Consider the following 26,855-nt stretch of genomic DNA (forward strand, 5'->3'; position numbering starts at 1 on the left):
TCGCCGGGCTGAATGTTTGCATTGTCAATCACCTCACTGCGTTTCATTCGGGCCGTAACCGTGGAATCAACGATGATGGTTCTCACCAAATCACCCACATCGGCAGTTTCTCCTCCGGTGGAATGGATGGTGACACCAAATGATTTTAGTTCTTCAATCAATTCTTCGGTTCCGTTTATGATAGCTGAAATTACTTCACCGGGAATGAGGTTTTTATTTCTTCCAATAGTTGAGGAAAGTAAAATATTATCGGTTGCTCCTACGCATAATAAATCGTCAATGTTCATAATCAGGGCATCCTGAGCAATGCCTTTCCAAACCGAAATATCACCGGTTTCTTTCCAATACATATATGCCAAAGACGATTTGGTCCCCGCACCATCTGCATGCATGATCAGGCAATAATCCTCATCATTGGTTAAATAATCGGGGATTATTTTACAGAAGGCTTTGGGAAAAAGTCCTTTATCTACATTTTTAATGGCGTTGTGCACGTCTTCCTTTCCGGCAGAAACGCCGCGTTGACTGTATCGTTTACTGATATCCTGGCTCATTGTAAAAGTTTGTGTTGCAAAAATAGTCAATAAAAAAATCCCGCTCCAAAGGAACGGGATGAATTTTACTTGGTGAATAATAATTCCCTGTACTTGGTCAGTGGCCAAAGTTCATTGTCCACAAGGAGTTCAAGCTTGTCACAGTGGTATCTGATTTCATCAAAATGTGGTTTCACCTTTTCGCAATAAGCGTGTGCTTTCTTTTCAGAATCTTGCAGATTATTTGCTTTTTTGCGTTCCTCGGTCATTTCAGTCACACCCTGATTGATTTTTTCAATGTGATTGCTGATAGCTTCAATGATTTCAAGTTGCTGTTCAGCCATTTTGGTAAAACTGTTTCCGTAAATCTCTTTCAAGCCTCTCACGTTATTGACGACCACATTTTGATACCTGATTGCAGTTGGTATCACATGGTTCCTGGCAATATCACCCAGAACCCTACCTTCAATCTGTATACGTTTGGTATATTCTTCCAGTTCAATTTCATAACGTGATTTGGACTCCACTTCACTCATTACGCCCATTTCTTCAAACAAGGTAATTGCTTTTTTGGTTACTTTTGCTTTAAGTGCCTCAGGAGTGGTTTTGAAATTACTTAATTTGCGTTTTTTGGCTTCTTTTTCCCAGGCTTCACTGTAGCCATCGCCTTCAAAACGGATGCGTTTGGACTCCGTAATATATTCTCTCAACACATTGAATATTGCGTCGTCTTTCTTCATTTTCTTTTCTTTAATCAACTTATCCACAGCTGCTTTAAACTCCTTTAACTGTCTGGCAACAATTGTATTTAAAACGGTCATTGGGTGCCCGCAATTGGCTTTGGAGCCCACTGCACGGAACTCAAACTTATTCCCTGTAAAGGCAAAAGGGGACGTTCTGTTCCGGTCTGTATTGTCAAGTAGAATTTCAGGAATTTTACCGACTACATTCAGTTTAAGGTCAGTTTTTTCTTCCGGCGAAAGTTTTCCTTTAGTAACGTGCTCCAGATTGTCAAGAACTTTAGTTAACTGCTCACCAATAAATACCGAAATGATTGCAGGTGGTGCCTCATTGGCCCCCAGCCTGTGATCGTTACTGGCGCTGGTAATGCTAGCCCTGATGAGTTCTTCATATTCATTAACTGCCATTATAGTGTTGATAAAGAAAGTCAAAAACTGCAAATTGCTCATTGGGGTGCTTCCTGGGCCTAAAAGGTTTACACCGGTGTTTGTTGCCAGCGACCAGTTGTTGTGCTTTCCGGAACCGTTTACACCTTTAAAAGGTTTTTCGTGAAACAAGACCACAAAATTGTGACGCTCTGCCACCTTTGCCATCACATCCATCAAAAGGGAATTGTGGTCAACAGCCAGATTGGTTTCTTCAAAAATGGGTGCCAACTCAAACTGGTTGGGAGCCACCTCGTTGTGTCTGGTTTTCACAGGAATACCAAGGAACATGCATTCCCTTTCCAGATCCCGCATATAATTCAACACACGTGAAGGTATCGAACCAAAATAGTGGTCTTCCAGTTGTTGCCCTTTAGCCGAAGTGTGACCAAGTAATGTTCTGCCGGTCATCATCAGGTCTGGTCTGGTTGATGCCAAAGCTGAGTCAATTAAAAAGTATTCCTGTTCCCAGCCCAGGGTTGCGTGAACTTTAGTAACGTTTTTGTCAAAATATTTTGCCACAGCAGTTGCTGCCTCATCAATGGCTGAAAGCGCTCTTAAAAGTGGTGTTTTATAGTCCAGTGCTTCACCGGTATAGGAAACAAACACTGTAGGGATACAAAGCGTAGTACCTATTATAAATGCAGGCGAAGTGGGGTCCCATGCAGTATAACCACGGGCTTCAAAAGTATTTCTAATTCCTCCACTCGGCAAGCTGGAAGCATCGGGTTCTTGTTGTACCAATTGGTCGCCATTGAATTTTTCTATGGATGAGCCGTTAGATGTTGTTTCAAAAAAGGCGTCGTGTTTTTCGGCAGTTGCACCTGTTAAAGGTTGAAACCAATGGGTGTAATGGGTTACTCCTTTTGAAATGGCCCACTCTTTCATTCCTGTAGAGATGTGGTCTGCCAGATTTCTTGGAATTTTTGTACCGTGTTCCATTGCGTTCATTACAGCTTTGTATGCCTCTTTGGTGAGGTATTGACGCATGGCATGTTCATTAAAAACGTTTTTTCCAAACAGATTGGAACGTCTTTCTATTTCTTCAATAAAAACAGGTTTTCTGTTTAATGTTTCAGTGATGGCCCGAAAGCGAAGCGTTGACATAGAAAATTGAATTATAAGTTTTACAGGGCAAAACTACAACTATTTTCAATTTCATAACAACATACCTCTATTTTTTTAGGGGTATTTATCAACATTTGTTAGTTTATAGGATTACACCCCCCCTTTTTTTTTATTTTTAATTCATAAATGCCAAAACAACGAAAGCTATATAACCTCCAAAAAGCAACAAGCCTTTCGTTCTTCCAAGTCGGAATGCTTTTGGCAAAAAAGCCAGTGGCAAAAGTATGAGGGCAAAACCAAGCATCCAGAAAATATCGCTGGTGAGCACTTCCTTGCTTTGAACAGCTATGGGGTGAATTATCGCAGTAAGACCCAACACCGACCCTATATTGAAAATGTTTGATCCAATTAAATTACCAAACGAAATGGCTTTTTCCTTTTTTAAAGCTGCCACAATTGATGCTGCCAACTCCGGAACACTTGTGCCCACAGCTATCATAGTAACTGCTATGACCCGTTCTGTTACACCAAGTGACAATGCCAACTCCACTGCACCTTTTACCAGTAATTCAGAGCCAATCCAAAGGGCCAAACCACCAATAATGAGCCATACTCCTACCTTGAAATTTGATATGCGATCGGGAATTTCAACGACGCCATCAAGTAACCCTTCATCTTCTGCAGCTTTGACCTGCTTGCGGGAACGCCTCACCAACAAGAAAAGGTAAACGGCTAAAAGGGCCATTAATATTACCCCTTCATATAAAGTTAAAATGTTTCCGTTGGAAAGAAAGAAATACAACAACACCGAAAAAAACATCATTACCGGCCAGTTGAATTTGTAAAAATCCTTATCAAAAAAGATGGGGGAAATAATTGCTGTTAAACCCATAACCAAACCGATGTTGGCTATGTTTGACCCGATAACATTACCCAAAGCAATGTCTGAAAAACCTTTGAGAGCAGCCTGAACACTTACCACCAGTTCAGGAAGTGAGGTTGCAAAAGATACAACGGTTAAACCAATAACCATTTTTGAAACCTTAAACTTCACTGATAAACCCACTGAAGAGCGAACCAAAAATTCACCACCTACGACCAACAAGGTCAGTCCAACCAAAATTAAAACAACGCTCATTCAGTAATTTTTTTGCTAAGATATATAAAGTGACCGCATAAAAAAAGCCCTGAAACTAACAGGGCTTAATAATTTTATAGTGAAGTTTTTTATCCGTTCATTGAGATTAAAAACTCTTCGTTATTGCGGGTTTTCTTGAATCGCTCATTGATAAATTCCATTGCTTCTATAGGATTCATATCAGCCAGGTATTTTCTCATCACCCACATACGTTGAAGTATTTTTTCATCAAGCAACAAATCATCACGCCTAGTGCTTGATGCATTCAGGTCAATTGCAGGGAATATACGCCTGTTGGCAATTTTTCTGTCTAACTGCAACTCCATATTACCTGTACCTTTAAATTCTTCAAAGATAACTTCATCCATTTTTGAACCGGTATCGGTCAGTGCTGTGGCGATGATACTCAGTGAGCCACCGTTTTCTATGTTTCGGGCAGCACCAAAGAAACGCTTGGGTTTGTGAAGCGCATTGGCATCCACACCCCCACTCAATATTTTTCCTGATGCCGGCTGAACGGTATTGTATGCACGTGCCAGACGGGTAATGGAATCCAGAAGTATAACCACGTCGTGACCACATTCAACCAATCTCTTCGCTTTTTCAAGCACGATGTTGGCTACTCTCACGTGTTCATTGGCTTCTTTATCAAAGGTGGAAGCAACAACTTCGCCGCTTACATTTCGCTGCATATCGGTTACCTCTTCCGGGCGTTCATCAATAAGCAAGATCATTTGATATACCTCAGGGTGATTGGCCGCAATGGCATTGGCTATTTCTTTTAATAAAACTGTTTTACCGGTTTTAGGTTGAGAAACAATCATTCCACGTTGCCCTTTTCCAATTGGAGCAAACAAGTCCATAATACGGGTTGAAATGGTACATTGCTTTTCGGCAAGCTTGAATTTTTCCTGTGGGAAAAGTGGTGTTAAGTGCTCAAATGAAATCCGGTCTCTCACCACATTGGGGCTTAAACCGTTTATTCTGATTACTTTAATTAATGGGAAATATTTTTCACCTTCTTTCGGAGGTCTTACTTCTCCCAGAACGGTATCCCCTGTCTTTAAACCAAACAAGCGGATTTGCGATTGTGAAACATAAATATCATCCGGAGACGACAAATAGTTGTAATCGCTTGAGCGTAAAAACCCGTAACCGTCCTGCATAATGTCAAGCACACCTTCACTCTGAATGATGCCGTCAAACTCATAATCGGGCTCACGGTAGCGGTTGCGCTTGTCTTTGTTGCCCTGATCTTTGTTGGTATTGCCACTTTGTGGGCTATTGCTTTTTTGAGGACTATTTTGCTGGGTATTTTTGCCACCTTGAGATTGTTGAGGTCTGTTTTCGGCTTTTGGTTCTTCAGATTCGCCTTTGACCTCGTTGTTGTCAGGTTTTGGCCTTTCTTTACTTTTTTGATGAGCAGGCCTGTTTGATTGTTGGCGTTGCTGGGGTTGCTCTTTGTGTTCGGGAGTGCTCTTCTGAGGCTCCTTGTCTTTGGGCCCTGAAGGACTTGAATCTTTTTTGACATCAGTATCTTGTTTTTTCTGATGCTTTGGCTTTTGAGGCCTTTTGCTTTTTTGATCTTTAGAATCTTTTCGGTCTTGTTGAGACAGAGGTTTTGCTTCCTCTATGGTTTCGCCTTTATGCTCTTTTACCAGAGGCTCAACAGCTTTGGGATTAGCGGCCTGCTGATCAAGAATTTGATAAACGAGTTCCTCTTTTTTGAGTGAGCGGTACTTGGGTACACCAAGTGTTTTAGCGATTTCCTGAAGTTCAGGTAGCTTCTGCTCTTTTAAATCTGAAATTTCAAACATGAATAATATTGAATTATGTTGTTGTAATACTTTTTTTACAAATAAGTTATAAGAAGATGGTAATTTGAATTTATCCGGAAGATAACCAACCGCAGTTGAATGGGTTGCGAATTACTGATGCAATAATACAACAATATTTTAATTTATGATAGGTTTTTTTAAAAAAAGAAACATTATTTTTGCGTCACGAAACAAGAATTTGAAATGATTCAACGCATTCAAACAGTATATTTAATTGTGGTTGTGCTTTTAATGGGCGCATTGTTTGTATGGTTTCCCGATGTTAAGGATACAGCCGGAAATGCTTTGTATTCATTAAATGAGCCTTTGTTTCCCATTTTGATGATTCTATCGATTTTGCTAGCTTTTATAGCTATATTTTCATACAAAAAAAGACAACGACAGTTTGTTTTCAATAGATTGAACATACTGTGTAACTTTATTTTACTAGGAGTTTTCGTTTATCGGTCGCTAACGGTATCCGGAGAGACTTTTGTTTCTGAGAAGGGTATTGGGATGTTTCTTCCTATTCTTTCTATCGTTTTTTTAGTGTTGGCCAATCGTGCCATCCATAAGGATGAAAATCTCGTAAAATCTGTTGACAGATTGCGCTAAACCTTAAATCTTAGTAGTATTAGTGAGAAAACCCCGAAGCATGCCAACTTCGGGGTTTTTGTTTTTTACCTCTTAAACTCCACCACCTCCAAGTTCTTAATCTCCCCCTTTTCCAATACAAACCGCAACATCGTGCGCACCTTATGAAAACCATGCTTGCCCACAGCGCCGGGGTTCATAAACAGCAGATTGTGTTTGGGATCGTGCATCACTTTAAGTATGTGTGAATGTCCGCAGATAAAAAGCTTTGGCGGATTGTTTTTCATTTCCTCCCTGATGTCCTGATTGTATCGCCCGGGCGAGCCGCCAATATGTGTCATCCAGACATCCACACCTTCACATACAAACCGCTGGTGTAATGGAAATCCCCCCTGATTTTGGCTTCGTCAATATTGCCGTAAACCGCGCGCAGCGGCTTCAGCTTTTGAACGGCATCAGTCACCTCAAGACTGCCTATGTCACCGGCATGCCACACCTCATCGGCCTGAGCGACATATTTTAAAATACCGTCGTCAATATGACTGTGGGTATCGGAAAGCAGCAGGATTTTTTTCATCTATTTTACCCGCGAAGGCGGGTATCTCGTTTTTTATATTACTTCTCACTGCAGTCCGGCAAAATAATTGAATTCACATAAACCATTAACATATTCCGTCCGCCGATTGGCGGACTTTGTTATATGTAAGGCTTGCTTTTGATTACCAATATATAGCCCCTCTAAGGCTTTAGTCCCGTTAGGGACAAAATATTGGTAATAAATACATTACAAAATTTTTATAAGTCCCTTAGGGACGATATTTTTTTTTAGTATATTAGTCATCAATTAATCTAAAAACCATTTCTTATGAAAAAATCAATCATTTTTATGCTATTTGCATTGTTCTCACTATCCTGTTCTAATGAGGATATTCAAGAACAAAACCAAACACTTTATGATTCAGAAACACCCTCTTCTATAGATATAACTACAAAAGGAGGAATCAATGGAGGTTCAATCAGTTTTGGTATTGGACGAACATCACGGGACTGTCGTGGTCTAAGTATTTGTAGAATAAATAGTGTAACGGTAACAATAGATAGTTATAACATTACTTGGACAAATCAAAACAAATCTTTAGTAGAAGACTATGCAATAGTAGATGGTAATTACCATGTTATAGATGAAAATAACTTTTATCTTCTTTTCGATGATTCAATTATAGATGAGTTGGTCTCTATACAAGGTGATTATCATTTTGTAATGGAGGAAAGTTTTACTATTGATATAGAAAGTGCTGAAATTATGGGAGTTTCTGAATATTTCACAATTTCTGAAAGTACTATGCCAATTATTTATGATAGTGCTTTAGACTTATATAAAGTATTATTAACAAATTCTAACGATTAATAATTAAGGGGAGTTGAATAAAAGTCCAAAATACAGGATAATCTGACTCTCTTTTTTTTCTTAATAAATCACAAAAAGAACAAGTATGAAAAAATCACACCTACACTTTCTTTTTCTTCTCCTAATATGCCCTGTTGTTCAAGGTCAAAACCCAATTTTTGAATTTCATGACCATGATAGTATTGATAAATTCTTAAAAGGAAATCAATTTGAGTATAATGAAGACGAACTTTTTATTTTTAAGGAATTTGAAGGATTTTTTAACTATACCAACGAAGGCTATTTGAGAGGACCGGTGGTTCATGTATTTGATTCAAATGGGTTATATCTAGAATACCTTAAAGTGTCTGAAGTAATCGATAAACTTTCCAACTTCAAAAATATCAGGAAAAAACCTAAAAAAGATGCAATTAATATTGACAGTTGGATAAGCAGGTTGGTCAATTATAAAACCTTAACACCTTTGATAAAAGAAGCAGATAAAGATTACTATTTTGTTTTGAACTGGGGTATATTTTTCAACAAGCCACATAACATAGAAGCACTTTTTAAGTGGAACGAGGTTTTACAGCGCCAAAAACTAAATGGTGAAAACATTCAAATTATTGTTTTGAACATGGACTTGCAAGAATCATGGGAATTATCTTCTGAACAACAAATGGACATACTTAAACAAGCAAATCAATGAGGTTTATAATCCTATCTATTGTGTGTATTTTTATTTGTCAACCTGTATCTTCTCAAGAAAATATACCGGTTGAAACCGCAAACATAACCCAAAAAAACGTAAAGTTAGTTGATTTAACAATAGATGAATTAAAAGAAAGGATATACCATTCAACAAAAAACACAAAAGTTATATATTTTTATCGCAACAGTAATACTTGTGAAGCATCTCGGCTAATGAATCCTGCAATAAACGAACTTTATCTAAAGCATAAAGATAAATTTGACTTATTTGTAGTATCAAGGGCGAATAAAAAAAATAAAGAATCACTTCATAATTATTTATTTTTTGAAGGGTACTATTTTCCGGTTTATATGATTGGCAGAAATTCCTTTAGATCTATGTTCAATAAATTATGTCCTGACTGTAATCATAGGATAATAGGTTATTCAGGGTTTTTTATTTTGGATTCAAACAATACCTTACTTAATCAAACTAATTATGACTTATCTAAGGATGAAAAGATTCAAATGTTAAGTAGTTATTTAGATTAGTATAAAAAGTGAACAAGGTAAGGATTACTTTTTATAAGAGTAAACTATAAAATCCTAGGGAATAAAATTCATGGGTAACACTCTTTATTATTTGTTTTAACGCTTAAACTCCACCACCTCCAAGTTCTTAATCTCCCCCTTTTCCAATACAAACCGCAACATCGTGCGCACCTTGTGAAAACCGTGCTTGCCCACCGCACCGGGATTCATAAACAACAGTTTGTGCTTGGGGTCGTGCATCACTTTTAGTATGTGTGAATGCCCACAGATAAAAAGCTTTGGCGGATTGTTTTTCATCTCTTCCCTGATGTCCTGCTTGTATCGCCCGGGTGAACCACCAATGTGGGTCATCCAAACATCGACACCTTCGCAAACAAACCGCTGGTGCAATGGAAATTCCCCTCTGATTTTAGCTTCGTCTATATTGCCGTAAACCGCGCGCAATGGTCTTAGCTTTTGAATAGCATCAGTCACCTGCAGACTGCCAATGTCTCCGGCGTGCCAAACCTCATCGGCCTGGGTGACATATTTTAAAATACCGTCGTCAATATGACTGTGAGTATCGGAAAGCAGCAGGATTTTTTTGGACATAGAATGAATTCTTAAAATTATAGTTAATCATAAATCAAAAATCAAACTTCTTGATTAAGTGATTATCTTTGCTATCCAACAAAAGTAAAAGTTTCTTTGCGATATTTCATCGAAATAACATTTAACGGAAAAAACTATCACGGCTGGCAAATCCAGCCTGATGCTGCTTCTGTTCAGCAAACCCTTGAGGAAGCGCTCAGCACCCTCTTGCGTTCTAAAATCGAAATTGTTGGTGCAGGCCGCACCGATGCAGGTGTACATGCCCGGCAGATTTATACCCATTTTGATTTCGTGGAAGCGTTTCAAACCAAAGAATTGGTTTTCAAACTCAATTCGTTTTTACCAAATGACATTGCCATCAAAAATATTTTCCCCGTTAAGGAAGATGCACACGCACGTTTTGATGCAGTTTCACGCACTTATGAGTATCATATTTGTCTGGAAAAAGACCCTTTTGCCATTGACTTTTGCCACAAATTGCACCACTGCCCCGATGTGGAAAAAATGAATCAGGCAGCAGAAATTTTATACAACTATAACGACTTTCAATGTTTTTCAAGGTCAAAAACCGACGTAAAAACTTATAATTGCACTATTACTAAGGTGCAATGGGAGAAAGTTGATAATCGGTTGGTATTTACCATCACAGCTGATCGTTTTTTGCGAAATATGGTGCGCGCCATAGTGGGCACATTACTTGAAATTGGATTTGAAAAGATTAGCATAGATGATTTTCACAACATCATCAAAAGCAAAAACCGAAGCAATGCCGGTACATCTGTACCTGCTGAAGGCTTGTATTTAACCCGGGTGGATTACCCAAAAGAACTGTTTTTATAAACTATGGCAAAAATCGGACAGGCATTTGATTTTCATCTTTTCAAAAGACTTTTACGCTTCACCAAGCCTTATAAAGTCACATTTTGGTTTGTAGGAATTTCTGCTATACTCGTATCCGGGTTTTCGGTGATGCAGCCCATTTTACTGGAAAGCATAATCGATGATTCCATCATCCCAAGGGATTATGAAAACCTAGTGTTTTACATTACCCTGATGATTGCCTTTCTTTTTGCTGAAGTATTTTTTCAGTTTTCGTTTCTCTATTATTCCAACTGGCTGGGCTTTAATGTGGTGCGCGACATCCGTGTCAAACTGTTTGACAAAATCCTGAACTTCAAAATGAAGTATTTTGACAAAAGTTCGGTGGGTAGATTGACCACACGGGCAGTAAATGATATTGAAACCATAGCCAGTGTGTTTAGTGACGGTCTATTCAATATCTCTAGTGATTTATTGAAAATGGGGGTCATTTTAGGGTTTATGTTTTACAGAAGCTGGGAACTTACACTCATCGTTTTGGCGGTTTTTCCCCTTATTTTGTATGCAACCAGATTATTCCAAAAAGCGATGAAAAAAGCATTTGAAGAAGTGCGCAATCAGGTGGCCAACCTCAACACTTTTGTCCAAGAACGCATCACGGGAATGAAAATCGTGCAACTTTTTACCCGTGAAGAAACCGAAGATAAAAACTTTACAGAAATCAACAGAAAACATAAAGTCGCGTGGATCAAAACCGTTTGGTACAACTCCATCTTTTTTGCCGTAACTGAAATGACGGCTTCCATTACCATCGGTTTAATCATGTGGTATGGTGGTTTACAAGTCCTTGCCGGCGGAAGCACAATCACTCTGGGATTGATAGTTGCCTTTATCAGATTGTCACAAATGCTCTTCAGGCCCCTCAACCAAATTGCTGATAAATTCAACACCCTGCAAATGGGAATGGTTTCTGCAAACCGTGTGTTTGAAATTCTCGATACCGAAGCTTCCATAGAAGATACCGGCAATGAAACACTCACTGACGTAAAAGGACAACTTGTTTTTGACAAAGTCTATTTTAGTTATGACGATGCCGAAATGGTCATCAAAGGCATTTCCTTTGAAGTACAACCCAACCAGACGGTGGCTTTTGTGGGAGCCACCGGTGCCGGAAAATCGACAATCATCAATTTGCTTTCGCGTTTTTACGAAATCAAAAGCGGAACCATAACCGTTGATGGAAAAAACATCAAAGATATCGCTTTGAGTGACTTGAGAAAAAGCATCGGAGTAGTGTTGCAGGATGTCTTCCTATTTGCAGACACGATAATGAACAACATCACCCTGAACAATCCGGATATTACTGAAGAAGAAGTGATTCAGGCTGCAAAAGATATTGGTGTACACGACTTTATCATGAGCCTGCCCGATGGTTACAATTACAACGTCAAGGAACGTGGGAGTATGTTGTCATCCGGACAAAGGCAACTCATTGCATTCTTAAGGGCTTATGTAAGCAATCCCGGAGTGCTGGTACTTGATGAAGCGACTTCTTCGGTGGATTCCTATTCGGAGCAACTCATACAAAATGCAACGGCCAAAATAACACAAGGTCGCACATCAATAGTCATCGCCCACCGTTTGGCCACCATCAAAAAAGCTGATGTTATCATCGTGATGGAAGCCGGTGAAATTGTTGAAATGGGCAACCATCAAGAACTGCTCAAAATCGAAAACGGGCACTACCGCAACTTGTATGAAGTGCAGTTTTTGAAAGAGGAGGTTTTGGATAAATAAATCGGTTTATTGTTTGAGCATTGAGATGCCTGAATATAGTTGCTTTTTAATTGTGGGGTCTTGAATTTATTAGTATTTTGGCTTGACTTTTACCGCCTTGCGCTTCATAGCTTCAGGCGTCGAAGCGCAAAGAAGCGCAAAGATTCCGCAAAGAACCGCAGAGGGAATTAATATCATTATTTTTTGAAACTCGAAAAGGGTCTTAATTTCTTAGTGCCACTTAGTGCCCTTGTGCCTTAGTGGTAAAATTAATCTTTATATTTGATTCAAAATAAGTTATTATGTATATAAAACTAACTCTTTTGTTTATTTGTTATTTATTATTATTCCCATCATATGCACAAAATTTAGAGGCTTTAAAATCAGATATTTCCAAATCGTTTTATACAAATGAAATTGACAGTATTTCTAAAATAATGAAATTAAAGCCCGGAGATCAAGTAAAAGTATTTGCGATTTTTAAAGTATCAGAAAACGGTGAATTATTTGATATTCAAGCAAGGGGACCACATCCTGTTTTTGAAAAGGCAGTTATCAAAGCTTTGGAGGAAATTTCTCCTTTGGATTTAAAAATTGAAAATGAACAATCTTTTGCTCTTCCTGTAATCTATATCATTGAAACAGATGCTGAAAAGAAAAGAAGAATTAGGAGAGAGAGAAAAGGAAAAACTTAAACCATTTTCCATTAAGAAACCCTTAATACTATCCCATTATTTAAAGTGTTAATTTTGTGTTTCTAAAATTCAAACTATGTCTGCCATCAAAAAAATCAAGCAACTGGGGTTCCATTGGGAAACACAAGACCCCTTTTTATTTTGTGCCTATCACAATGACCAATTTCCAAAAGGAAATAAACATTTAGGTCCCGATCCTTCTCAATTAAATGGAAGAAACATCGGTCAGGATTTTACCATCAAGGATGGCTGGCGTATGTATCACGGTCAGCGTGTGCCCGGATTTCCGGCACATCCCCACAGCGGATTTGAAACAGTGACTTTAGTCGAAAAAGGCTTTGCAGACCACAGTGATTCACTGGGTGCAGCCGGCCGATTTGGCAATGGCGACGTGCAATGGATGACCGCCGGAAAAGGCGTGATGCATTGCGAAATGTTTCCGCTTTTGAATCAGGAAAATGACAACCCTTTTCTCTTATTTCAGCTGTGGCTGAATTTACCAAGAAAAAGCAAAGGTGTTGACCCTTATTTCAGAATGTTATGGAATGAAGAAATTCCCGTGATTGAAGACAATGGCGTGAAATTAAAAATAGTTGCCGGCAATTACAAAGGCACTCCGGCAACTGCTCCCACACCCAATTCGTGGGCTGCAGACCCAGCCAACGAGGTAGCCATCTGGACCCTTAAAATGGAACCCGGAACCGAATGGGAAATCCCAACAGCTTCTGAAGGCACCAACAGAACCTTGTTTTTTTACAACGGCAACGAAATTGAAACTGAAGGCTTTACCATTCCCAAAGAGCATTCACTGGATTTATTCCCCACTGAAAAAATCACCATTAAAAACGGAAATGCCCCGGCTGAATTGTTATTCCTGCAGGGTAAACCCATTGGCGAACCCGTGGTGCAACAAGGGCCTTTTGTGGCCAATTCGCATCAAGGAATACAAGAGGCAATCTTACAATATCAGAAAGACCAGTTTGGCGGCTGGCCATGGGAGAGTTATGAAAATGTGCACGATGCAAAAAGAGGCCGATTTGCTATTCACGCTGATGGAAGGGAGGAAGTGAAATAGTTTTTGAGTGGGTAGTGGTTAGAGGTGAGTTCGAAGATCAATGTTCAGTTTTCTTTGTGTAACTCCGTGCCTCCTCTGTGAAACTCTGTGGAATAACTTACGCCGTAAATTTTTAACTATTTCAATCACCAAATTCCAATAAGTATTTTGATTTTGAAAATTTTATCTGGCAGCTTTCTCAGCACATTTCTCCCCATCAATTGCGGCAGAAACAATCCCTCCTGCATAACCGGCACCCTCACCGCAAGGATACAGCCCTTTGATTTGAATGTGTTCCAGCGTCTCACGGTCCCTGGGAATGCGTACAGGTGAAGAAGTTCTGGATTCAGTAGCGTGCACCACAGCTTCGTTTGTAAAATAGCCTTTCAGGCTTTTGCCAAATTCCACAAAACCCTTTTGCAGGCTTTTGTGAATAAAATCCGGAAGTACACTTTCAAGTTCCACCGACTTCACTCCGGGTGTATAAGATGTTTTTGGCAAATCAGTTGAGAGTTTTCCGGTGCTGAAATCCACCAGACGCTGTGCCGGTGCTGTTTGGGTTTTACCGCCTTCCAGCCAGGCTTTTTGCTCTACCTGCTGCTGAAAATACATCGCTGCAAGAGGTGAATTTCCAAACTTACTAAAATCCTTTGGTCCCACTTCCACAACGATACCCGAATTGGCCGTTGCCTGATCGCGTTTGCTGGGAGACCAGCCATTGGTAACCACTTCGCCGGGCGAAGTGGCACAGGGAGCAATAATGCCGCCGGGACACATACAAAACGAATACACACCACGCCCGTCCACCTGCTTTACAATACTGTAAGGTGCCGGTGGAAGAAATTCGCCGCGGTAATCACATTTGTATTGGATGCTGTCTATCAATTCCTGTGGATGTTCTACCCTTACGCCAAGCGCAAAAGGTTTTGATTCAATTGCGATTCCCTTTTGATAAAGTAATTCAAAAATATCCCTTGCGGAATGACCGGTTGCTAGTATAAGTTTTTTGGCTGCAATTATATCACCGTTTTGAAGTGCAACACCTTGTACGGCATTGTTTTTAATAAGAATATCTACTACCCTACTTTCAAAATGTACTTCACCACCATAGTCTATAATCGTTTGAGTGATTTCCTGAATTATCCCGGGCAGTTTATTGGTGCCAATGTGCGGGTGGGCTTCAACTAAAATTTCTTTGGTCGCACCAAAAGCCACCAGCAACTCCAAAATGCGCTGCACATCGCCGCGCTTTTTGCTACGGGTGTAGAGTTTTCCATCTGAGTAAGTTCCGGCACCACCTTCACCAAAGCAATAGTTTGAATCTTCATTGACAATGTGCTCGATGTTTAATTTTTTTAAATCACGCCTTCTGGCTCTTACATCTTTACCGCGTTCAATTACGATTGGTTTTTTTCCGAGTTCAATACATCGCAAGGCAGCAAACAAACCTGCAGGGCCTGCACCCACTATAATAATGGGTTCTTTAGATGAAACATTCTGATAGGTAGGTTTAAGAATAGGTAATCCCTCAAAATCTTCATTGACAAAAACCAATACCTTTAGGTTAACTTTTATGATTTTCTGACGGGCATCAATACTGCGTTTCAAAATTTCAATATGTCTGATTTCAGAAAGTGAAATACCCACTTGCTTGGAAACAAAATGCTTCAATGCCTGCTCGTTTGCAGCAGCTTCGGGAGATACCTGAAAGGAAAATTCTTTTTGCATACCAGTAATTACTCTTTGCAAATATAAGGGATGATTAACAGTAATTTTTTAGGTAATGAACGGGATTTGTTTATTTTTGGGATTCCTAAAAAATTTCTTTGCAAGAATCTACAAAAAAACTGGCAAAAACCACCCGGGGCTATCGTAAAATACATAAATATATAGCGATATCGCTCTTTATTTTTATGTTTATCATAGCAGCTACCGGCCTCTTGCTTGCGTGGAAAAAAGAATTCAATTTTATTCCCCCCACTCAAAGAGATTTTTCTGAACTGCCTGCACTTCCCATTGAAAAAATTGCTGAAATCGCTCAAAACTATATCCTTGAAAATACCGATTTAGACCCGGAAATCAACCGCATCGACATCAGGTTGAAGCAGGGAGCCGCCAAAGTGCGCTTTGAACATCATTACAGCGAGGTTCAGGTGGGAATCAAAAGCGGTGAAATACTTTCAGTAAAAACCAGAACATCGGACATTATCGAGCAAATCCATGACGGCTCAATCGTTGATTTTTTGATTAAAACCAAAAACGAAGAAGTCAAGAAAATCTATGTGACCATCACTTGTCTGGGGCTGATGATTCTTTCCGTAACCGGTTTTTACCTTTGGTTAAACCCCAAAAAGATCAAGAAAATAAAAAAGAAGCATGTATAGATTCTTTTTAAAATTTTAAATCTTTATTAAAATTTTGGATACTGGCATTTCATCTCGTAATTTGTACCTATAAATAACCATTAAACAAATATTATGAAATTCAAATTCCTAACATTGCTAAGTTTAATCCTTGTTTTTGCAGCCTGCAAAAACAATCAAAAGGAACAATCAGAACAAAATGAAGAAATTACTGAAGAAGTTGTGGAAAAAAGTGAGGAAATCAAGCACCTTTCTATACTTATGGAGCCCAGAAGCGATTCAAAAACCAGAGGAAAAGTGACTTTTACTGAAAAAGGAGGTGTGGTAACTATGCATGGAGAGTTTGAAGGTTTGACTCCGGGTATGCATGCCATTCACTTGCACGAAAAAGCAGATTGTTCAGCACCAGACGGCACCTCAACTGGAGGGCATTGGAACCCTACTTTTGAACGCCACGGAAAATGGGGTGATGCCGAAGGATACCACAAAGGTGACATTGGCAACTTTAAAGCAGACGAAACCGGAAAAGGTATGATTCATTTTGAAACAGACCAATGGTGTATTGGTTGTGATGACGAAACCAAAAATATCATTGAAAAATCTGTAATCGTTCATGAAGGTGTTGATGACTTTGTAACCCAACCCACAGGAGATGCAGGCGGACGTATTAGTTGTGGTGGAATTATCAAATAAATTTACCCGATAAAATATAAATAAAAAAAGACCTGAGTGAATCACTTAGGTCTTTTTTTATGTTTCAATACTTAATGTTTCTTTTTAGGGACTCCCCGGAACTTGAAGAGTTTACTTTATGTTTCATTCAGCTTGATATTATACTAACGTAAATATTTCAAATATCATGCCAAAAAAGTAAAATTTATTCTTCATCCAGCAATAAATTGAGCGTAACATCAATATTATCGCGGGTTGCCCTTGAGAAAGGGCATATTTCGTGAGCAGCATTCACAAGCTTTTCCCCGGTGGTAATATCGTGGCCGGGTAAATAACAGTCCATTACAGCTACCAAGTTTAAATCACCTTCTTCAGATTTGGTTAAACTGATATTGGCAGTGACCGAAAAATTACCCAGGGTGACTTTATGGTCTTTTGCAACAGCGAGCAAAGCACTGCCAAAACAGGCTGAATATGCCCCACCAAATAATTGCTCGGGATTGGTTCCGTTTCCTCCGTCGCCTCCCATGGATTTAGGCACAGAAAGATCCATGTCCAGTTTACCATCTTCAGATTTAATGTGTCCTGCTCTTGCTCCGGCTGCTGTTACAGCTGTTTTATACAAAGTTTTCATAATTTTGGTTTTTGATTTTTAGCGATTTAAATATACGGGAGAAAACAATGCATATCAAATTCATATTATTAAATTTGTCTTAAACAAAAGATATGGTCTCCAAGCGGACGGAAAAAAAAGCTGCCAACAAAAGCAATGAGACATCCAAAACACTGGATGTCGCTACCGCTGAACACCTTAAAGAATTACGCCGTAAAAAAACCGATGTTTCAGAAATTATAAAAAACATCCTTAAAAACAACCAAACTGCTCTAAGCCGCGCCATTACCTTAGTTGAAAGCACGTCTCCTAAACACCGCGGGGCAGCACAACAAATCATAGAGACTTGTTTGCCCTATGCCAATAAATCAATCCGAATTGGAATTACCGGTGTCCCGGGAGTGGGTAAAAGCACATTTATAGAAAGTTTTGGAAAATTATTGGTATCATTAGGAAAAAAAGTAGCTGTTTTGGCCGTTGACCCAAGTAGCACCCTGAGTGGTGGAAGCATACTAGGTGACAAAACCCGTATGGAAGAACTGGTCAAAGAAGAAAGTGCTTTTATCAGGCCTTCTGCTTCAGGAAACTCCTTGGGCGGTGTGGCTCGTAAAACCCGTGAAAGCATCATACTTTGCGAAGCTGCCGGGTTTGATGTTATTCTCATTGAAACCGTTGGTGTGGGCCAAAGTGAAACTGCCGTACACTCAATGACCGATTTCTTTTTACTCCTCAAACTCGCCGGAGCAGGTGATGAACTGCAGGGCATTAAACGCGGTATTATGGAAATGGCCGATGTCATTGTCATCAACAAAGCCGACGGCGAAAACATAAAACCCGCCCAAAAAGCCAAAGTGGAATTTCAACGGGCACTACATCTTTTTCCAGCAAGGGAAAACGGCTGGACGCCAAAAACCACCACCTGTAGCGCACTGAAAAACGAAGGCATTGAAGCCATTTGGGAAATTGTAGAGGAATACCTAAACCTCACTAAAAAAAATGGCTATTTTGAAAATAAAAGAGACGAGCAAAACAAGTTCTGGTTGTACCAAACCATAGAAGAGCAACTTAAAACAGATTTTTACGGAAATCCCAAAATAAAAAAAGAATTGCCCAAAATACTTAAGGAAATCGAAACGCATAAAACCACCCCATTTGAGGCGGCAAAAAAACTATTTAAGCTTAAAACCAACAGCTAATGCAAGCAGAATTCACAATTATAGTCCCCGTTTATAATGAAGAAGAAGGCCTTGAACGCTTGTTCAACCACCTTGACAACTACCTGAAAAGTGCTTCCAAATCCACCCAAATCCTTTTTGTAGATGATGGCTCTTATGATAAAAGCCCGGAAATGATTCGCAGGTTTTGCAATGCTAAACCTCAATATTCCTATTTGATTTTTGACAAAAACTATGGAAAGGGCGCAGCACTCAAGGCAGCTTTTGAAGCTACTGAAACCCCGCTGCTGGGCTATATTGATGCCGACTTGCAAACCTATCCGGAGGATTTTGAACTATTATTTCCGTTTATACCGGAATATGATTTGGTCACCGGTTGGCGAAAAGAACGCAAAGACACTTTTATAAAACGCATTTCTTCCAAAATTGGGAACGGGGTGCGTATACTTTTCACCAACGACAAAATGCATGACACCGGTTGCCCGTTGAAAATCATCAAAACCGAATACGCCAAAAACATCCCCATGTTTAAAGGCCTGCAGCGGTTTTTACCGGCCATGGTTTTGCTTCAAAACGGAAAAATCAAAGAAGTGGAAATCAGGCACTTCCCCAGAATTGCCGGAAAGTCAAAATACAGTTTCAAAAATCGCTTTATGGGCCCGTTGATTGACTGCTTTGCCTATGTTTGGATGAAAAAAAGCTACATTCATTACAACATCCAAACCAAAAAATGAGCGATTGGGTCATATACAGCATTGGATTTTTAGCACAAATACTATTTTCTGCAAGAACACTGATACAATGGGTAGATTCAGAAAAAAATAAAAAAGTAATGACACCCACATCGTTTTGGGTGCTCAGTATTTTCGGATCATTCTTAATGTTTTTATATGGTGATTTCAGGGACGACTTTGCCATTATGTTTGGACAGGTAATCATTTATTTTATTTATCTGCGAAACCTGCATCTTCAAGGCCAATGGAACAAAATTCAAAAACCAATTAGAACAACTATAATTATTGTCTCTGTGGTTGTTTTTGTTTACGGATTTTCAGATTCAGAGAGTTTTGACAGACTTTTCAGAAATGAAAATATTCCGTTTTGGTTACTCGTTTTGGGTATCATCGCGCAAATTGTTTTTGTATTCAGGTTCATCTATCAATGGGCATATTCTGAAAAGAAAAAAGTATCCTCTCTCCCACTTGGATTTTGGCTGCTGAGTCTCACCGGTTCAACCCTGATTTTAATTTATGCCGTTTTCAGAATGGACCCGGTGTTGCTGGCCGGTCATATTTTTGGATCTATCGTGTACATAAGAAACATTTATTTGAATTATAATGAGAAAAAGCAATAAGGAAATCTTTTGGCTGATATTGGCTTGTATACTTGTGTTCTTTGTCAACCTTGAGGCCGTTTTTATCAATATCATGGAAGCGCGCAACTTTATTACTGCCCGCGAAATGATCCAGGAAGGCAACTGGATTTTCACTACCATCAACGATCTCCCGCGTTATCAAAAACCGCCATTGCCCACCTGGCTAACGGCACTTTCAGGAATGGCTTTTGGACTCGACAGTCTTTTTGCCCTCAGGCTACCCGCTGCCTTACTGGGAACAGTGGGTGTACTGATGACTTATAAAATTGCAATGCAAATCACACAAAACAAAACTTTCGCATTTTTTACCGGACTTATAGCCGTGACCTCATTTCACATTATACTCTCCGGCAGGGACGGACAATGGGATATTTTCACCCACGGATTTATGCTGGTGGCAATTGCGTACATTATTAAACTTTTCAGCGAAAGCAAAAAACATTATCTCAACGCTGTACTTGCCGGCCTTTTTATCGGATTTTCATTTTTGAGTAAAGGACCTGTTTCTGTATACGCTATGCTGCTTCCATTTTTAATTGCTTATGGTGTAATTTATAAATTCAAAAACCTGAAGTGGATTCCCATTGTGCTGATTCTATTGGTAGCCGGAATCGTTTCTGCCTCCTGGAGTTTGTATGTGTTTTATTTTGACACCCATGCCGTAAAAGAAATTACAAGCCTGGAAGCCGGAAGATGGCTCAGCTACAACGTGCGCCCCTTTTATTATTACTGGAGTTTTGTGGTGCAAAGCGGTCTCTGGACCATTCCCGCTTTTATTGGCTTGCTCTACCCCTATCTGAAGGACAGGGTTTTTGACAAAAAAGGCTACCAATTCAGTTTATTGTGGACGCTGGCAGCAGTTGTATTGTTATCACTCATTCCCGAAAAAAAATCGCGTTACTTGTTGCCGGTGCTTTTTCCCCTCGCCATAACCACAGCATTTTATATGGAATATGTATTCCGAAGTTTTAAAGTGCTTAAAGCGAAAGATACCTGGCCGGTGTACCTGCATTTTGGAATCATTTCGCTTATCGGATTGGCTTTTCCGGTGTTGGGTTTTATCTATTTCGGTGAAAGCCTGGAAGGGAACCTTTTATGGTACCTGCTTTCAGCTATAGCCTTTTTTGGATTGGGGGTTTTTATTTTAATCAACCTTTTCCGAAAAAATATTAAAAAATCGTTTTATGGAACTGTCTTGTTTATTGTTTTTGTGATTTGTTTCGGCTTGCCTTTAGCGGAAGAAATCAACCCTAATCCCGACTACCGCGGTCCTGAAATCATTGATACACACAAAAACACATTGAACGTTCCGGTGTATGAATTCTACAATTTCGCCCCTGAACTGATTTGGGAATACGGAAAACCTATACCCGTACTCCACGACGGAAACGATTATCAAATTCCGGAAGAATCTGCATTTTTATTGCTTGTTGAAGAATCAGAACATCAGTTGAAAACAGCAATGGATGTTTTTGAAGCCTTTAGCATGGAACACATTGACAGCATTGATGTCAATCCGGTAGCTAAGAAAAAAGTCAGATTGAAAAGAGTGCTTTTTTATGTTGAAAGGAATTAAACTAAGGTATTTTAGTCTTCTTACCGCAGAGGCGCGGTGAACGCAAAGAGAATATTTACTAATAATCTCTGCGAACTTTGCGCCTTCGCGGTGATTTTTTTTCAGGTTTTATTCCCTTATTTTCATAACCTTAAACCAACGGGAAATTTTATAAATTCCAAGACCTGCAAAAGCTCCGATAACCATTCCCGTTAAGGTGTCGAGTGGATAATGCACCCCAACATAAATACGGCTGTAACCCACAATGGCTGCCCAAAATAGCATTAAAAACACCAGGTTTTTGTATGTGCTTCTAAAGAGTAATCCAAGGAAAACTGCCAATGCCATCGAACTTGCAGCATGTGCTGAAAAATAGCCAAAACGCCCACAGCGAGGTGCAATGTAACGAATCAGCCCACTCAAATGCTCCTCACGGCAAGGCCTGGGTCGAGCAAATCCGTGTTTAAACAAATTGGCCAACTGGTCAGTAAAAGTAATCATCACCGCCACCAGCACCATAACAATAAGCATATTTTTAAAGCCAAAGTTTTTGAACACCAAATACAACAACAGTGCATAAAGCGGTGCCCACGCAAATTTATTGGTGATAATCAGCCAAAGTCCATCCCACCGCTCTGAACCCAGCGAATTCAGATAGACAAAAAGTTGTTCATCCAGTTGTAAAAGTTGTTCAAGCATGCTTATACATCGTTGTAACGTTCCACTTCACGGTCGTAAAAATCAGTGGCTTGTTGTATAAGGTTTTCGGTTTCTGCTTCCAGTTCTTTCTGGTCTTCAGAGTCAAATTCTTCCAGCCATTCCACTTCGTCGTTTTCAAGGTTGATGATGAATCTCGGGAAGTCCGTATGAATCACGTAAATGGCGTCAGGAAAGTCAGTATTATCTCCGAGTATAAATTTTGGTAGTTCCATTGGTTTTTATTGTTCTGCGAAAATCTGCGGAATCTGCGGGAAAAAACTTGCTCAAATTAACTTAGAAAATCGCTTTTTATCAGCACAAAAATAGCTTAACTAATTTAAACAAGTGAAGTCTCTCGCTGATTTTTAAAGAGAAAACCCTCTGGTCCCTTTGCGGCTACTCTGTGTAGCTCTGTGGTATAGCCTTCAGCAACATTATAAAATCCAATAGCTTTACCGCAAAGTTTCGCAAAGAAAGCGCAAAGAATCGCAAAGTTTCTTCTCTTAGTTTGATAATTGTGTCGACTTTGATATCAATCGTTTTGTCAAAAAGTCAAACCGCCAATACAACAGTATGGCTGAAGCCGTCAAACCTGCAAACAGTCCCAGCCAAATGCCCATAGCACCCAATGCCTCTTCCTTACCTAAAAACCAGCACACCGGAAAACCAACCAACCAGTAGGCCACAAAGCAAATCCACGAAGGGATTTTCACATCCTGTAGACCGCGTAAAGCACCTAAAAACACCACTTGCAATCCGTCACTCAACTGGAAAATTGCAGCAACAATTAATAATGTAGAAGCAATCGATATCACCTCAGCATTGTCGATATAGAAGGTGGGCAGTATGCCTTTAGTCAGAATAAACATAAGTGCAAATACAGCCTGTATCACCAAAACCATAAAGAAAATGGAAAAGGCAATGCGCCGCAGTTCAGTAAAGTTCTTCTTGCCCTTTTGATTTCCCACCCTGATGGTGGCCGTCACACTAAAGCCCACGGCTATCATAAAGGTCATCGATGCCAGGTTGAGTGCAATCTGATTGGCCGCCTGAGGATGGGTCCCCAGCATACCCGCAAGGAAAATGGATGCAGTGAATAAAGCTATCTCAAAAAACATTTGCATGGCGGTGGGGAAGCCCAAACCGAGGAGACGTTTAAAAATGGACTTGTTTAAATGCTCTCGCTTTGACCAGACAAAATAGGCACTGAATTTTTTCTTGTTCTTTAAGATAAAATAGATAAACCCAAGCATAAAAAACCTTGAAATCAAGGTGCCCAAAGCTGCGCCTTCAAGTTCAAGGCGCGGGAAAATCCAGATACCGTATATCAGTAAATAGTTAAATACAATATTGACCACATTGGCAATCAAGGTGGCGATCATGGCATATTTGGTTTGCGAAAGCCCGTCTGCAAACTGCTTAAACCCCTGAAACAGCATCAAGGGAATCATGGAGAATGCCACAATCTCCAGATAAGGAATGGCCAGGTCCACCACTTCGGGCGGCTGGTTGAGTTGGTACAGTAGTGGTTTGGCAAAAAGCAAAAGAATAAACAGCACCAAACCGTTAATGCCGCAAAGTATCATTCCATGGTGGAAAAAACTGCGCCCGTTTTCAATATTGTTTTCGCCATCTGCTTCAGCGATAAGTGGAGTGATAGCAAATGAAAAACCAATACCAATAGAAAGCGCAATAAAAACCAAACTGTTGCCCAGTGAGATGGCCGCCAGTTCTGCAGCGCCTAATTGCCCCACCATAAGGTTATCCACCAAACCCACCATGACATGCCCCAACTGCCCCAGCATAATGGGATAAGCCAGACGGAAGTTGTACCGGAATTCTTTGGTGTATGCGCTTAGAGGCATGGAATTATCAGGTTGATTTTTAACTGTTCAAAGTTACTGGATATTGTAAAAGCAAAGGACGATGATTTGTGGAAATTGTGACAATTTTTTATCAAAGTTTTTAATCTTTAAGGGTTTAAAAACCTTGAATGGTTGGGATGAAATGATATTGAAAACCGGGTAAGGAGGGCAAAAAGTGCTCTTAGCCCGCTACTTAAAGTGATAAAAAAGTATATTTGTGTTTCTATACTAAGTTGGGGCCAATGTGAAAATCACCAACAATATTTCTATCGGGCCGACAGAATTTCATATCTTTGAACATGGCAAAAAAAGTAGAACATAAAAGCCCTTTTGGTGAAGTATTTGGCTTTCCAATTGAAAATGAAAGCACAAAGGCAGAACGATATCGAAAGCAAAAACTTTGTCCTTTCAACAACAAAGTCCCAAACTGTACGAAAGATAAAGCGAACAATCCACTCGGGGTTTGCAGTGTTTGGCACAATGGTATTTCAGTAATTACTTGTCCAACTAGGTTTAGAGAAGATTGGGTTATTGTCGAAAAAGCTGCTGAATTTGCGTTTGGCACAAAAGCGAATTGGACTTCTCTGTCTGAAATCAAACTTGTTGACAAAAATGGACAATCAGCAGGCAACATAGATTTTGTACTTGTTCAATATAACGAAAAAGGTCAACTGATAGACTTTGCTTCACTCGAAGTTCAGGGAGTGTATATTTCAGGAAATCTCAGAAACCCATTTGAAGAGTATATCAAAAAGCCTTCGAAAGATTTTGAGTGGCCTTCAGGATACAACTATCCCAAACCCGACTATCTATCATCGTCTCGAAAGCGTCTTATTCCACAAATGCTTTACAAGGGTGGAATATTTCAATCTTGGAAAAAGAAACAAAGTGTAGCCCTACAAAAATCATTTTTTGAAACCCTACCTTCTCTCCCGACAACTACTAAATCAAAGGCTGACATTGCTTGGTTTCTATACGACCTAGTATTTAATGAAGAGCAAAAGCAAAATAACCTCGTTCTAACTGAAACAGTTTATACTGAATTTGAGCCTGCACTTTTAAGGGTCACTACTCCCGAACCCGGAGATATTTCGGACTTCATCAATATTTTACAAAACCATCTTGACGAGCATTTGGACAAAAATCCGCCAGATGCACCGTCATTAACAGACATAATTAGCAGTTAATCATGGACGGACAATTATCAATGTTTGAAACGAAACAGAAAAAGGCAACACCAAAGGTTGTAAATGTGGCTTCCGTTCCACAGAGAAGTCCATTCAGATATCCAGGTGGGAAGACTTGGTTAATTCCTGTCGTGAGAAAATGGCTTAAGCAATCAAAAGACACCAAAACATTAATTGAGCCATTTGCTGGTGGTGGAATTGTAAGCCTTACCGCAGCATTTGAGAGTTTAGCCGACAATATTGTAATGATTGAACTTGACCATGAAGTAGCTGCTGTTTGGGAAGTGATAATTAATGGCGACCATAATTGGTTGGCAGATAAAATCTATTCATTTGACCTAAATCCTGAAAATGCAAACTCAATACTTAAAAAGGAAAATAAAACAACAAAGGAACAAGCTTTTAGCACGATACTTAAAAATAGAATTTTTCATGGGGGCATTATTACCAAAGGTTCAGGGCTAATTAAAAATGGTGAGAACGGTAAGGGAATCAAATCACGTTGGTATCCAAAGACCTTAAGAGACAGAATCATGGCAGTTGGACATGTAAAGGCTAAAATGAAATTTGTCGAAGGTGATGCATTTGTAGAATTAGACAAAGTTAAGAATGACATTAATGCTTATTCATTCATTGACCCACCATACACCGTTGCAGGTAGACGACTTTATACTCACTTTGAAATTGACCATGATGCCTTGTTTGCTTTAACGGCTCAACTCAAAGGGAAGTTTATGCTTACTTATGATGATACTGAAGAAATAAGGGGATTAGCTGAAAAGTATAACCTTGACTTTAGAACCATTCCAATGAAAACGACACACCATGTTCAAAAGAATGAAATCATCATATCGGACAATTTTGAATGGTGGAAATAAAAGAACACTGGCCCCAGTCGAGTAGACGGCTCCGCCCCTAAATAGGAACGGAGTGCGCCTCTCACACCACCGTACGTACGGACCTCGTATACGGCGGTTCGTAAATCATCACATTAGTTGCTCTTTCCACCAACTAAAGCTATCCGCTACTTTATGAATAGGCTATACAACAAGGAGTATTCCTGTTCTAATTTCAAAGAAATTTACGTTCAGTCCTTCCTTGCTCATTAAGGCGTCAGGGGTATGGGTATGCAATCCCTGCTTGTTTTGCAAGTACTATGACTTCGGCACGCTGTCGCTGAAGCTTTAGCGTAGGCGCCTGACTTCTCCGCTCTGTTAACCCGTAACTACGGAGACCTCTCCGCCTCTGGCGGATAAATACCCTTTGGTCAATTGCTGCTGCATCTACTATTTTGGCTGTGCAGGAAAACTGCCTGCTTTGGGACGTCGCAATGGTGTGCTTGCTCATCCAACCTCATAGCCTCTTATGCAGTTCCTGTTCGTCAGAACCAACCACGCAGTCTGGCTTACTTCAGTCCTGACCTCACGGTCAGCAACCTTGCCACTTGCTTTGCTTCAGGACGTCACTCCTG

27 protein-coding genes and 1 pseudogene are annotated in these 26,855 nt (G+C 39.8%); 16 read left to right on the forward strand and 12 right to left on the reverse strand.

Annotation, left to right across the window (positions count from 1 at the left end; translation table 11 throughout):
- From AC6F75_RS02730 to rho, 4 genes are all read right to left on the reverse strand, one after another.
- Positions 1 to 554, reverse strand: a 554-nt coding sequence (locus AC6F75_RS02730) for an AIR synthase related protein (protein ID WP_500713416.1), incomplete at its 3' end; no start/stop codon positions are given.
- Between the two features lie 65 nt (positions 555 to 619).
- Positions 620 to 2,806, reverse strand: a complete 2,187-nt coding sequence (locus tag AC6F75_RS02735) for a glutamine synthetase III domain-containing protein (RefSeq protein ID WP_500713417.1) — start codon at positions 2,804 to 2,806, stop codon at positions 620 to 622.
- Between the two features lie 136 nt (positions 2,807 to 2,942).
- Positions 2,943 to 3,905 carry a calcium/sodium antiporter gene (locus tag AC6F75_RS02740; RefSeq protein WP_500713418.1) on the reverse strand — a complete coding sequence of 321 codons (963 nt, stop codon included), beginning with the start codon at positions 3,903 to 3,905 and terminating at the stop codon, positions 2,943 to 2,945.
- Positions 3,906 to 3,994: 89 nt separating this feature from the next.
- Positions 3,995 to 5,722, reverse strand: coding sequence for a transcription termination factor Rho (gene rho / locus AC6F75_RS02745; RefSeq protein ID WP_500713419.1), 1,728 nt, complete (start codon positions 5,720 to 5,722; stop codon positions 3,995 to 3,997).
- Positions 5,723 to 5,926: 204 nt separating this feature from the next.
- Here rho and AC6F75_RS02750 point away from each other — a divergent pair, with 204 nt between their 5' ends.
- Positions 5,927 to 6,337 carry a DUF4293 family protein gene (locus AC6F75_RS02750; RefSeq protein WP_500713420.1) on the forward strand — a complete coding sequence of 137 codons (411 nt, stop codon included), beginning with the start codon at positions 5,927 to 5,929 and terminating at the stop codon, positions 6,335 to 6,337.
- A gap of 65 nt (positions 6,338 to 6,402) precedes the next feature.
- Here AC6F75_RS02750 and AC6F75_RS02755 read toward each other — a convergent pair.
- Positions 6,403 to 6,893, reverse strand: a pseudogene (locus tag AC6F75_RS02755) (metallophosphoesterase family protein).
- A gap of 288 nt (positions 6,894 to 7,181) precedes the next feature.
- On the opposite strand from AC6F75_RS02755, the gene AC6F75_RS02760 reads away from it, so the two are divergent.
- The 3 genes from AC6F75_RS02760 to AC6F75_RS02770 all read left to right on the forward strand — a co-directional run bounded on the left by AC6F75_RS02760 (position 7,182) and on the right by AC6F75_RS02770 (position 8,945).
- Complete coding sequence (locus AC6F75_RS02760; RefSeq protein WP_500713422.1) at positions 7,182 to 7,724, forward strand: hypothetical protein; 543 nt, start codon at positions 7,182 to 7,184, stop codon at positions 7,722 to 7,724.
- Positions 7,725 to 7,809: 85 nt separating this feature from the next.
- Positions 7,810 to 8,412, forward strand: a complete 603-nt coding sequence (locus tag AC6F75_RS02765) for a hypothetical protein (RefSeq protein ID WP_500713424.1) — start codon at positions 7,810 to 7,812, stop codon at positions 8,410 to 8,412.
- Positions 8,409 to 8,945, forward strand: coding sequence for a hypothetical protein (locus tag AC6F75_RS02770; RefSeq protein WP_500713425.1), 537 nt, complete (start codon positions 8,409 to 8,411; stop codon positions 8,943 to 8,945). Before AC6F75_RS02765 ends, AC6F75_RS02770 begins: the two co-directional genes overlap by 4 nt.
- Positions 8,946 to 9,041: 96 nt before the next feature.
- Here the strand turns inward: AC6F75_RS02770 and AC6F75_RS02775 are convergent, their stop codons facing one another.
- Entirely contained in the window at positions 9,042 to 9,536 is a 495-nt protein-coding gene (locus AC6F75_RS02775) for a YfcE family phosphodiesterase (RefSeq protein ID WP_500713426.1), read from the reverse strand.
- 96 nt (positions 9,537 to 9,632) lie between these two features.
- Between AC6F75_RS02775 and truA the strand changes: the two genes are divergently transcribed.
- The 4 genes from truA to AC6F75_RS02795 all read left to right on the forward strand — a co-directional run bounded on the left by truA (position 9,633) and on the right by AC6F75_RS02795 (position 13,901).
- Positions 9,633 to 10,376: a tRNA pseudouridine(38-40) synthase TruA gene (gene truA / locus AC6F75_RS02780; RefSeq protein WP_500713427.1), complete on the forward strand. Its 744-nt coding sequence runs from the start codon at positions 9,633 to 9,635 to the stop codon at positions 10,374 to 10,376.
- A 3-nt stretch (positions 10,377 to 10,379) separates the two neighbouring features.
- Positions 10,380 to 12,152, forward strand: a complete 1,773-nt coding sequence (locus tag AC6F75_RS02785) for an ABC transporter transmembrane domain-containing protein (protein ID WP_500713428.1) — start codon at positions 10,380 to 10,382, stop codon at positions 12,150 to 12,152.
- Positions 12,153 to 12,433: 281 nt separating this feature from the next.
- Positions 12,434 to 12,826, forward strand: a complete 393-nt coding sequence (locus AC6F75_RS02790) for a hypothetical protein (protein WP_500713429.1) — start codon at positions 12,434 to 12,436, stop codon at positions 12,824 to 12,826.
- Between the two features lie 76 nt (positions 12,827 to 12,902).
- Positions 12,903 to 13,901, forward strand: coding sequence for a pirin family protein (locus AC6F75_RS02795; protein ID WP_500713430.1), 999 nt, complete (start codon positions 12,903 to 12,905; stop codon positions 13,899 to 13,901).
- A gap of 162 nt (positions 13,902 to 14,063) precedes the next feature.
- Here the strand turns inward: AC6F75_RS02795 and AC6F75_RS02800 are convergent, their stop codons facing one another.
- Entirely contained in the window at positions 14,064 to 15,608 is a 1,545-nt protein-coding gene (locus AC6F75_RS02800) for an FAD-dependent protein (protein ID WP_500713431.1), read from the reverse strand.
- A gap of 98 nt (positions 15,609 to 15,706) precedes the next feature.
- Between AC6F75_RS02800 and AC6F75_RS02805 the strand changes: the two genes are divergently transcribed.
- Complete coding sequence (locus tag AC6F75_RS02805; protein WP_500713432.1) at positions 15,707 to 16,264, forward strand: PepSY domain-containing protein; 558 nt, start codon at positions 15,707 to 15,709, stop codon at positions 16,262 to 16,264.
- 93 nt (positions 16,265 to 16,357) lie between these two features.
- Positions 16,358 to 16,936 (forward strand): superoxide dismutase family protein, encoded by a 579-nt coding sequence (locus tag AC6F75_RS02810; RefSeq protein WP_500713433.1) that lies wholly within the window; start codon positions 16,358 to 16,360, stop codon positions 16,934 to 16,936.
- Between the two features lie 184 nt (positions 16,937 to 17,120).
- Here the strand turns inward: AC6F75_RS02810 and AC6F75_RS02815 are convergent, their stop codons facing one another.
- Positions 17,121 to 17,549 (reverse strand): Ohr family peroxiredoxin, encoded by a 429-nt coding sequence (locus AC6F75_RS02815; protein WP_500713434.1) that lies wholly within the window; start codon positions 17,547 to 17,549, stop codon positions 17,121 to 17,123.
- 92 nt (positions 17,550 to 17,641) lie between these two features.
- On the opposite strand from AC6F75_RS02815, the gene meaB reads away from it, so the two are divergent.
- From meaB to AC6F75_RS02835, 4 genes are read left to right on the forward strand one after another with little or no spacing between them, the layout of a single operon-like run.
- Positions 17,642 to 18,724: a methylmalonyl Co-A mutase-associated GTPase MeaB gene (gene meaB / locus AC6F75_RS02820; protein WP_500713435.1), complete on the forward strand. Its 1,083-nt coding sequence runs from the start codon at positions 17,642 to 17,644 to the stop codon at positions 18,722 to 18,724.
- Complete coding sequence (locus tag AC6F75_RS02825) at positions 18,724 to 19,437, forward strand: glycosyltransferase (RefSeq protein WP_500713436.1); 714 nt, start codon at positions 18,724 to 18,726, stop codon at positions 19,435 to 19,437. Before meaB ends, AC6F75_RS02825 begins: the two co-directional genes overlap by 1 nt.
- The gene (locus AC6F75_RS02830) at positions 19,434 to 20,057 is read left to right on the forward strand and encodes a lipid-A-disaccharide synthase N-terminal domain-containing protein (RefSeq protein ID WP_500713437.1); all 624 of its coding nucleotides are present in this window, start codon (positions 19,434 to 19,436) and stop codon (positions 20,055 to 20,057) included. Before AC6F75_RS02825 ends, AC6F75_RS02830 begins: the two co-directional genes overlap by 4 nt.
- Positions 20,041 to 21,654 (forward strand): glycosyltransferase family 39 protein, encoded by a 1,614-nt coding sequence (locus tag AC6F75_RS02835; protein ID WP_500713438.1) that lies wholly within the window; start codon positions 20,041 to 20,043, stop codon positions 21,652 to 21,654. The genes AC6F75_RS02830 and AC6F75_RS02835 overlap by 17 nt, the downstream gene beginning before the upstream one ends.
- A 108-nt stretch (positions 21,655 to 21,762) precedes the next feature.
- On the opposite strand, the gene AC6F75_RS02840 is transcribed toward AC6F75_RS02835, so the two are convergent.
- From AC6F75_RS02840 to AC6F75_RS02850, 3 genes are all read right to left on the reverse strand, one after another.
- On the reverse strand, positions 21,763 to 22,332 hold the full coding sequence (locus AC6F75_RS02840) for a phosphatase PAP2 family protein (protein ID WP_500713439.1): 570 nt from the start codon (positions 22,330 to 22,332) through the stop codon (positions 21,763 to 21,765).
- 2 nt (positions 22,333 to 22,334) lie between these two features.
- Complete coding sequence (locus AC6F75_RS02845) at positions 22,335 to 22,565, reverse strand: DUF8828 family protein (protein ID WP_500713440.1); 231 nt, start codon at positions 22,563 to 22,565, stop codon at positions 22,335 to 22,337.
- Between the two features lie 270 nt (positions 22,566 to 22,835).
- Positions 22,836 to 24,197, reverse strand: coding sequence for an MATE family efflux transporter (locus AC6F75_RS02850; RefSeq protein WP_500713441.1), 1,362 nt, complete (start codon positions 24,195 to 24,197; stop codon positions 22,836 to 22,838).
- A 299-nt stretch (positions 24,198 to 24,496) separates the two neighbouring features.
- Between AC6F75_RS02850 and AC6F75_RS02855 the strand changes: the two genes are divergently transcribed.
- On the forward strand, positions 24,497 to 25,384 hold the full coding sequence (locus AC6F75_RS02855) for a NotI family restriction endonuclease (protein ID WP_500713442.1): 888 nt from the start codon (positions 24,497 to 24,499) through the stop codon (positions 25,382 to 25,384).
- A gap of 2 nt (positions 25,385 to 25,386) precedes the next feature.
- On the forward strand, positions 25,387 to 26,262 hold the full coding sequence (locus AC6F75_RS02860) for a DNA adenine methylase (RefSeq protein ID WP_500713443.1): 876 nt from the start codon (positions 25,387 to 25,389) through the stop codon (positions 26,260 to 26,262).
- A 235-nt stretch (positions 26,263 to 26,497) separates the two neighbouring features.
- Here the strand turns inward: AC6F75_RS02860 and AC6F75_RS02865 are convergent, their stop codons facing one another.
- On the reverse strand, positions 26,498 to 26,731 hold the full coding sequence (locus tag AC6F75_RS02865) for a hypothetical protein (RefSeq protein WP_500713444.1): 234 nt from the start codon (positions 26,729 to 26,731) through the stop codon (positions 26,498 to 26,500).
- Positions 26,732 to 26,855 lie beyond the last annotated feature (124 nt).

It is taken from the genome of Planktosalinus sp., from assembly GCF_059864935.1.

Bases quoted from the DNA above. Each gene is read 5' to 3' on its own strand.
- AC6F75_RS02735 (WP_500713417.1), bottom strand. From the start codon at position 2,806: ATGTCAACGCTTCGCTTTCGGGCCATCACTGAAACATTAAACAGAAAA.
- AC6F75_RS02740 (WP_500713418.1), bottom strand. From the start codon at position 3,905: ATGAGCGTTGTTTTAATTTTGGTTGGACTGACCTTGTTGGTCGTAGGT.
- rho (WP_500713419.1), bottom strand. From the start codon at position 5,722: ATGTTTGAAATTTCAGATTTAAAAGAGCAGAAGCTACCTGAACTTCAG.
- AC6F75_RS02750 (WP_500713420.1), top strand. From the start codon at position 5,927: ATGATTCAACGCATTCAAACAGTATATTTAATTGTGGTTGTGCTTTTA.
- AC6F75_RS02760 (WP_500713422.1), top strand. From the start codon at position 7,182: ATGAAAAAATCAATCATTTTTATGCTATTTGCATTGTTCTCACTATCC.
- AC6F75_RS02765 (WP_500713424.1), top strand. From the start codon at position 7,810: ATGAAAAAATCACACCTACACTTTCTTTTTCTTCTCCTAATATGCCCT.
- AC6F75_RS02770 (WP_500713425.1), top strand. From the start codon at position 8,409: ATGAGGTTTATAATCCTATCTATTGTGTGTATTTTTATTTGTCAACCT.
- AC6F75_RS02775 (WP_500713426.1), bottom strand. From the start codon at position 9,536: ATGTCCAAAAAAATCCTGCTGCTTTCCGATACTCACAGTCATATTGAC.
- AC6F75_RS02785 (WP_500713428.1), top strand. From the start codon at position 10,380: ATGGCAAAAATCGGACAGGCATTTGATTTTCATCTTTTCAAAAGACTT.
- AC6F75_RS02790 (WP_500713429.1), top strand. From the start codon at position 12,434: ATGTATATAAAACTAACTCTTTTGTTTATTTGTTATTTATTATTATTC.
- AC6F75_RS02795 (WP_500713430.1), top strand. From the start codon at position 12,903: ATGTCTGCCATCAAAAAAATCAAGCAACTGGGGTTCCATTGGGAAACA.
- AC6F75_RS02800 (WP_500713431.1), bottom strand. From the start codon at position 15,608: ATGCAAAAAGAATTTTCCTTTCAGGTATCTCCCGAAGCTGCTGCAAAC.
- AC6F75_RS02810 (WP_500713433.1), top strand. From the start codon at position 16,358: ATGAAATTCAAATTCCTAACATTGCTAAGTTTAATCCTTGTTTTTGCA.
- AC6F75_RS02815 (WP_500713434.1), bottom strand. From the start codon at position 17,549: ATGAAAACTTTGTATAAAACAGCTGTAACAGCAGCCGGAGCAAGAGCA.
- meaB (WP_500713435.1), top strand. From the start codon at position 17,642: ATGGTCTCCAAGCGGACGGAAAAAAAAGCTGCCAACAAAAGCAATGAG.
- AC6F75_RS02825 (WP_500713436.1), top strand. From the start codon at position 18,724: ATGCAAGCAGAATTCACAATTATAGTCCCCGTTTATAATGAAGAAGAA.
- AC6F75_RS02830 (WP_500713437.1), top strand. From the start codon at position 19,434: ATGAGCGATTGGGTCATATACAGCATTGGATTTTTAGCACAAATACTA.
- AC6F75_RS02835 (WP_500713438.1), top strand. From the start codon at position 20,041: ATGAGAAAAAGCAATAAGGAAATCTTTTGGCTGATATTGGCTTGTATA.
- AC6F75_RS02840 (WP_500713439.1), bottom strand. From the start codon at position 22,332: ATGCTTGAACAACTTTTACAACTGGATGAACAACTTTTTGTCTATCTG.
- AC6F75_RS02845 (WP_500713440.1), bottom strand. From the start codon at position 22,565: ATGGAACTACCAAAATTTATACTCGGAGATAATACTGACTTTCCTGAC.
- AC6F75_RS02850 (WP_500713441.1), bottom strand. From the start codon at position 24,197: ATGCCTCTAAGCGCATACACCAAAGAATTCCGGTACAACTTCCGTCTG.
- AC6F75_RS02855 (WP_500713442.1), top strand. From the start codon at position 24,497: ATGGCAAAAAAAGTAGAACATAAAAGCCCTTTTGGTGAAGTATTTGGC.
- AC6F75_RS02860 (WP_500713443.1), top strand. From the start codon at position 25,387: ATGGACGGACAATTATCAATGTTTGAAACGAAACAGAAAAAGGCAACA.
- AC6F75_RS02865 (WP_500713444.1), bottom strand. From the start codon at position 26,731: ATGAGCAAGCACACCATTGCGACGTCCCAAAGCAGGCAGTTTTCCTGC.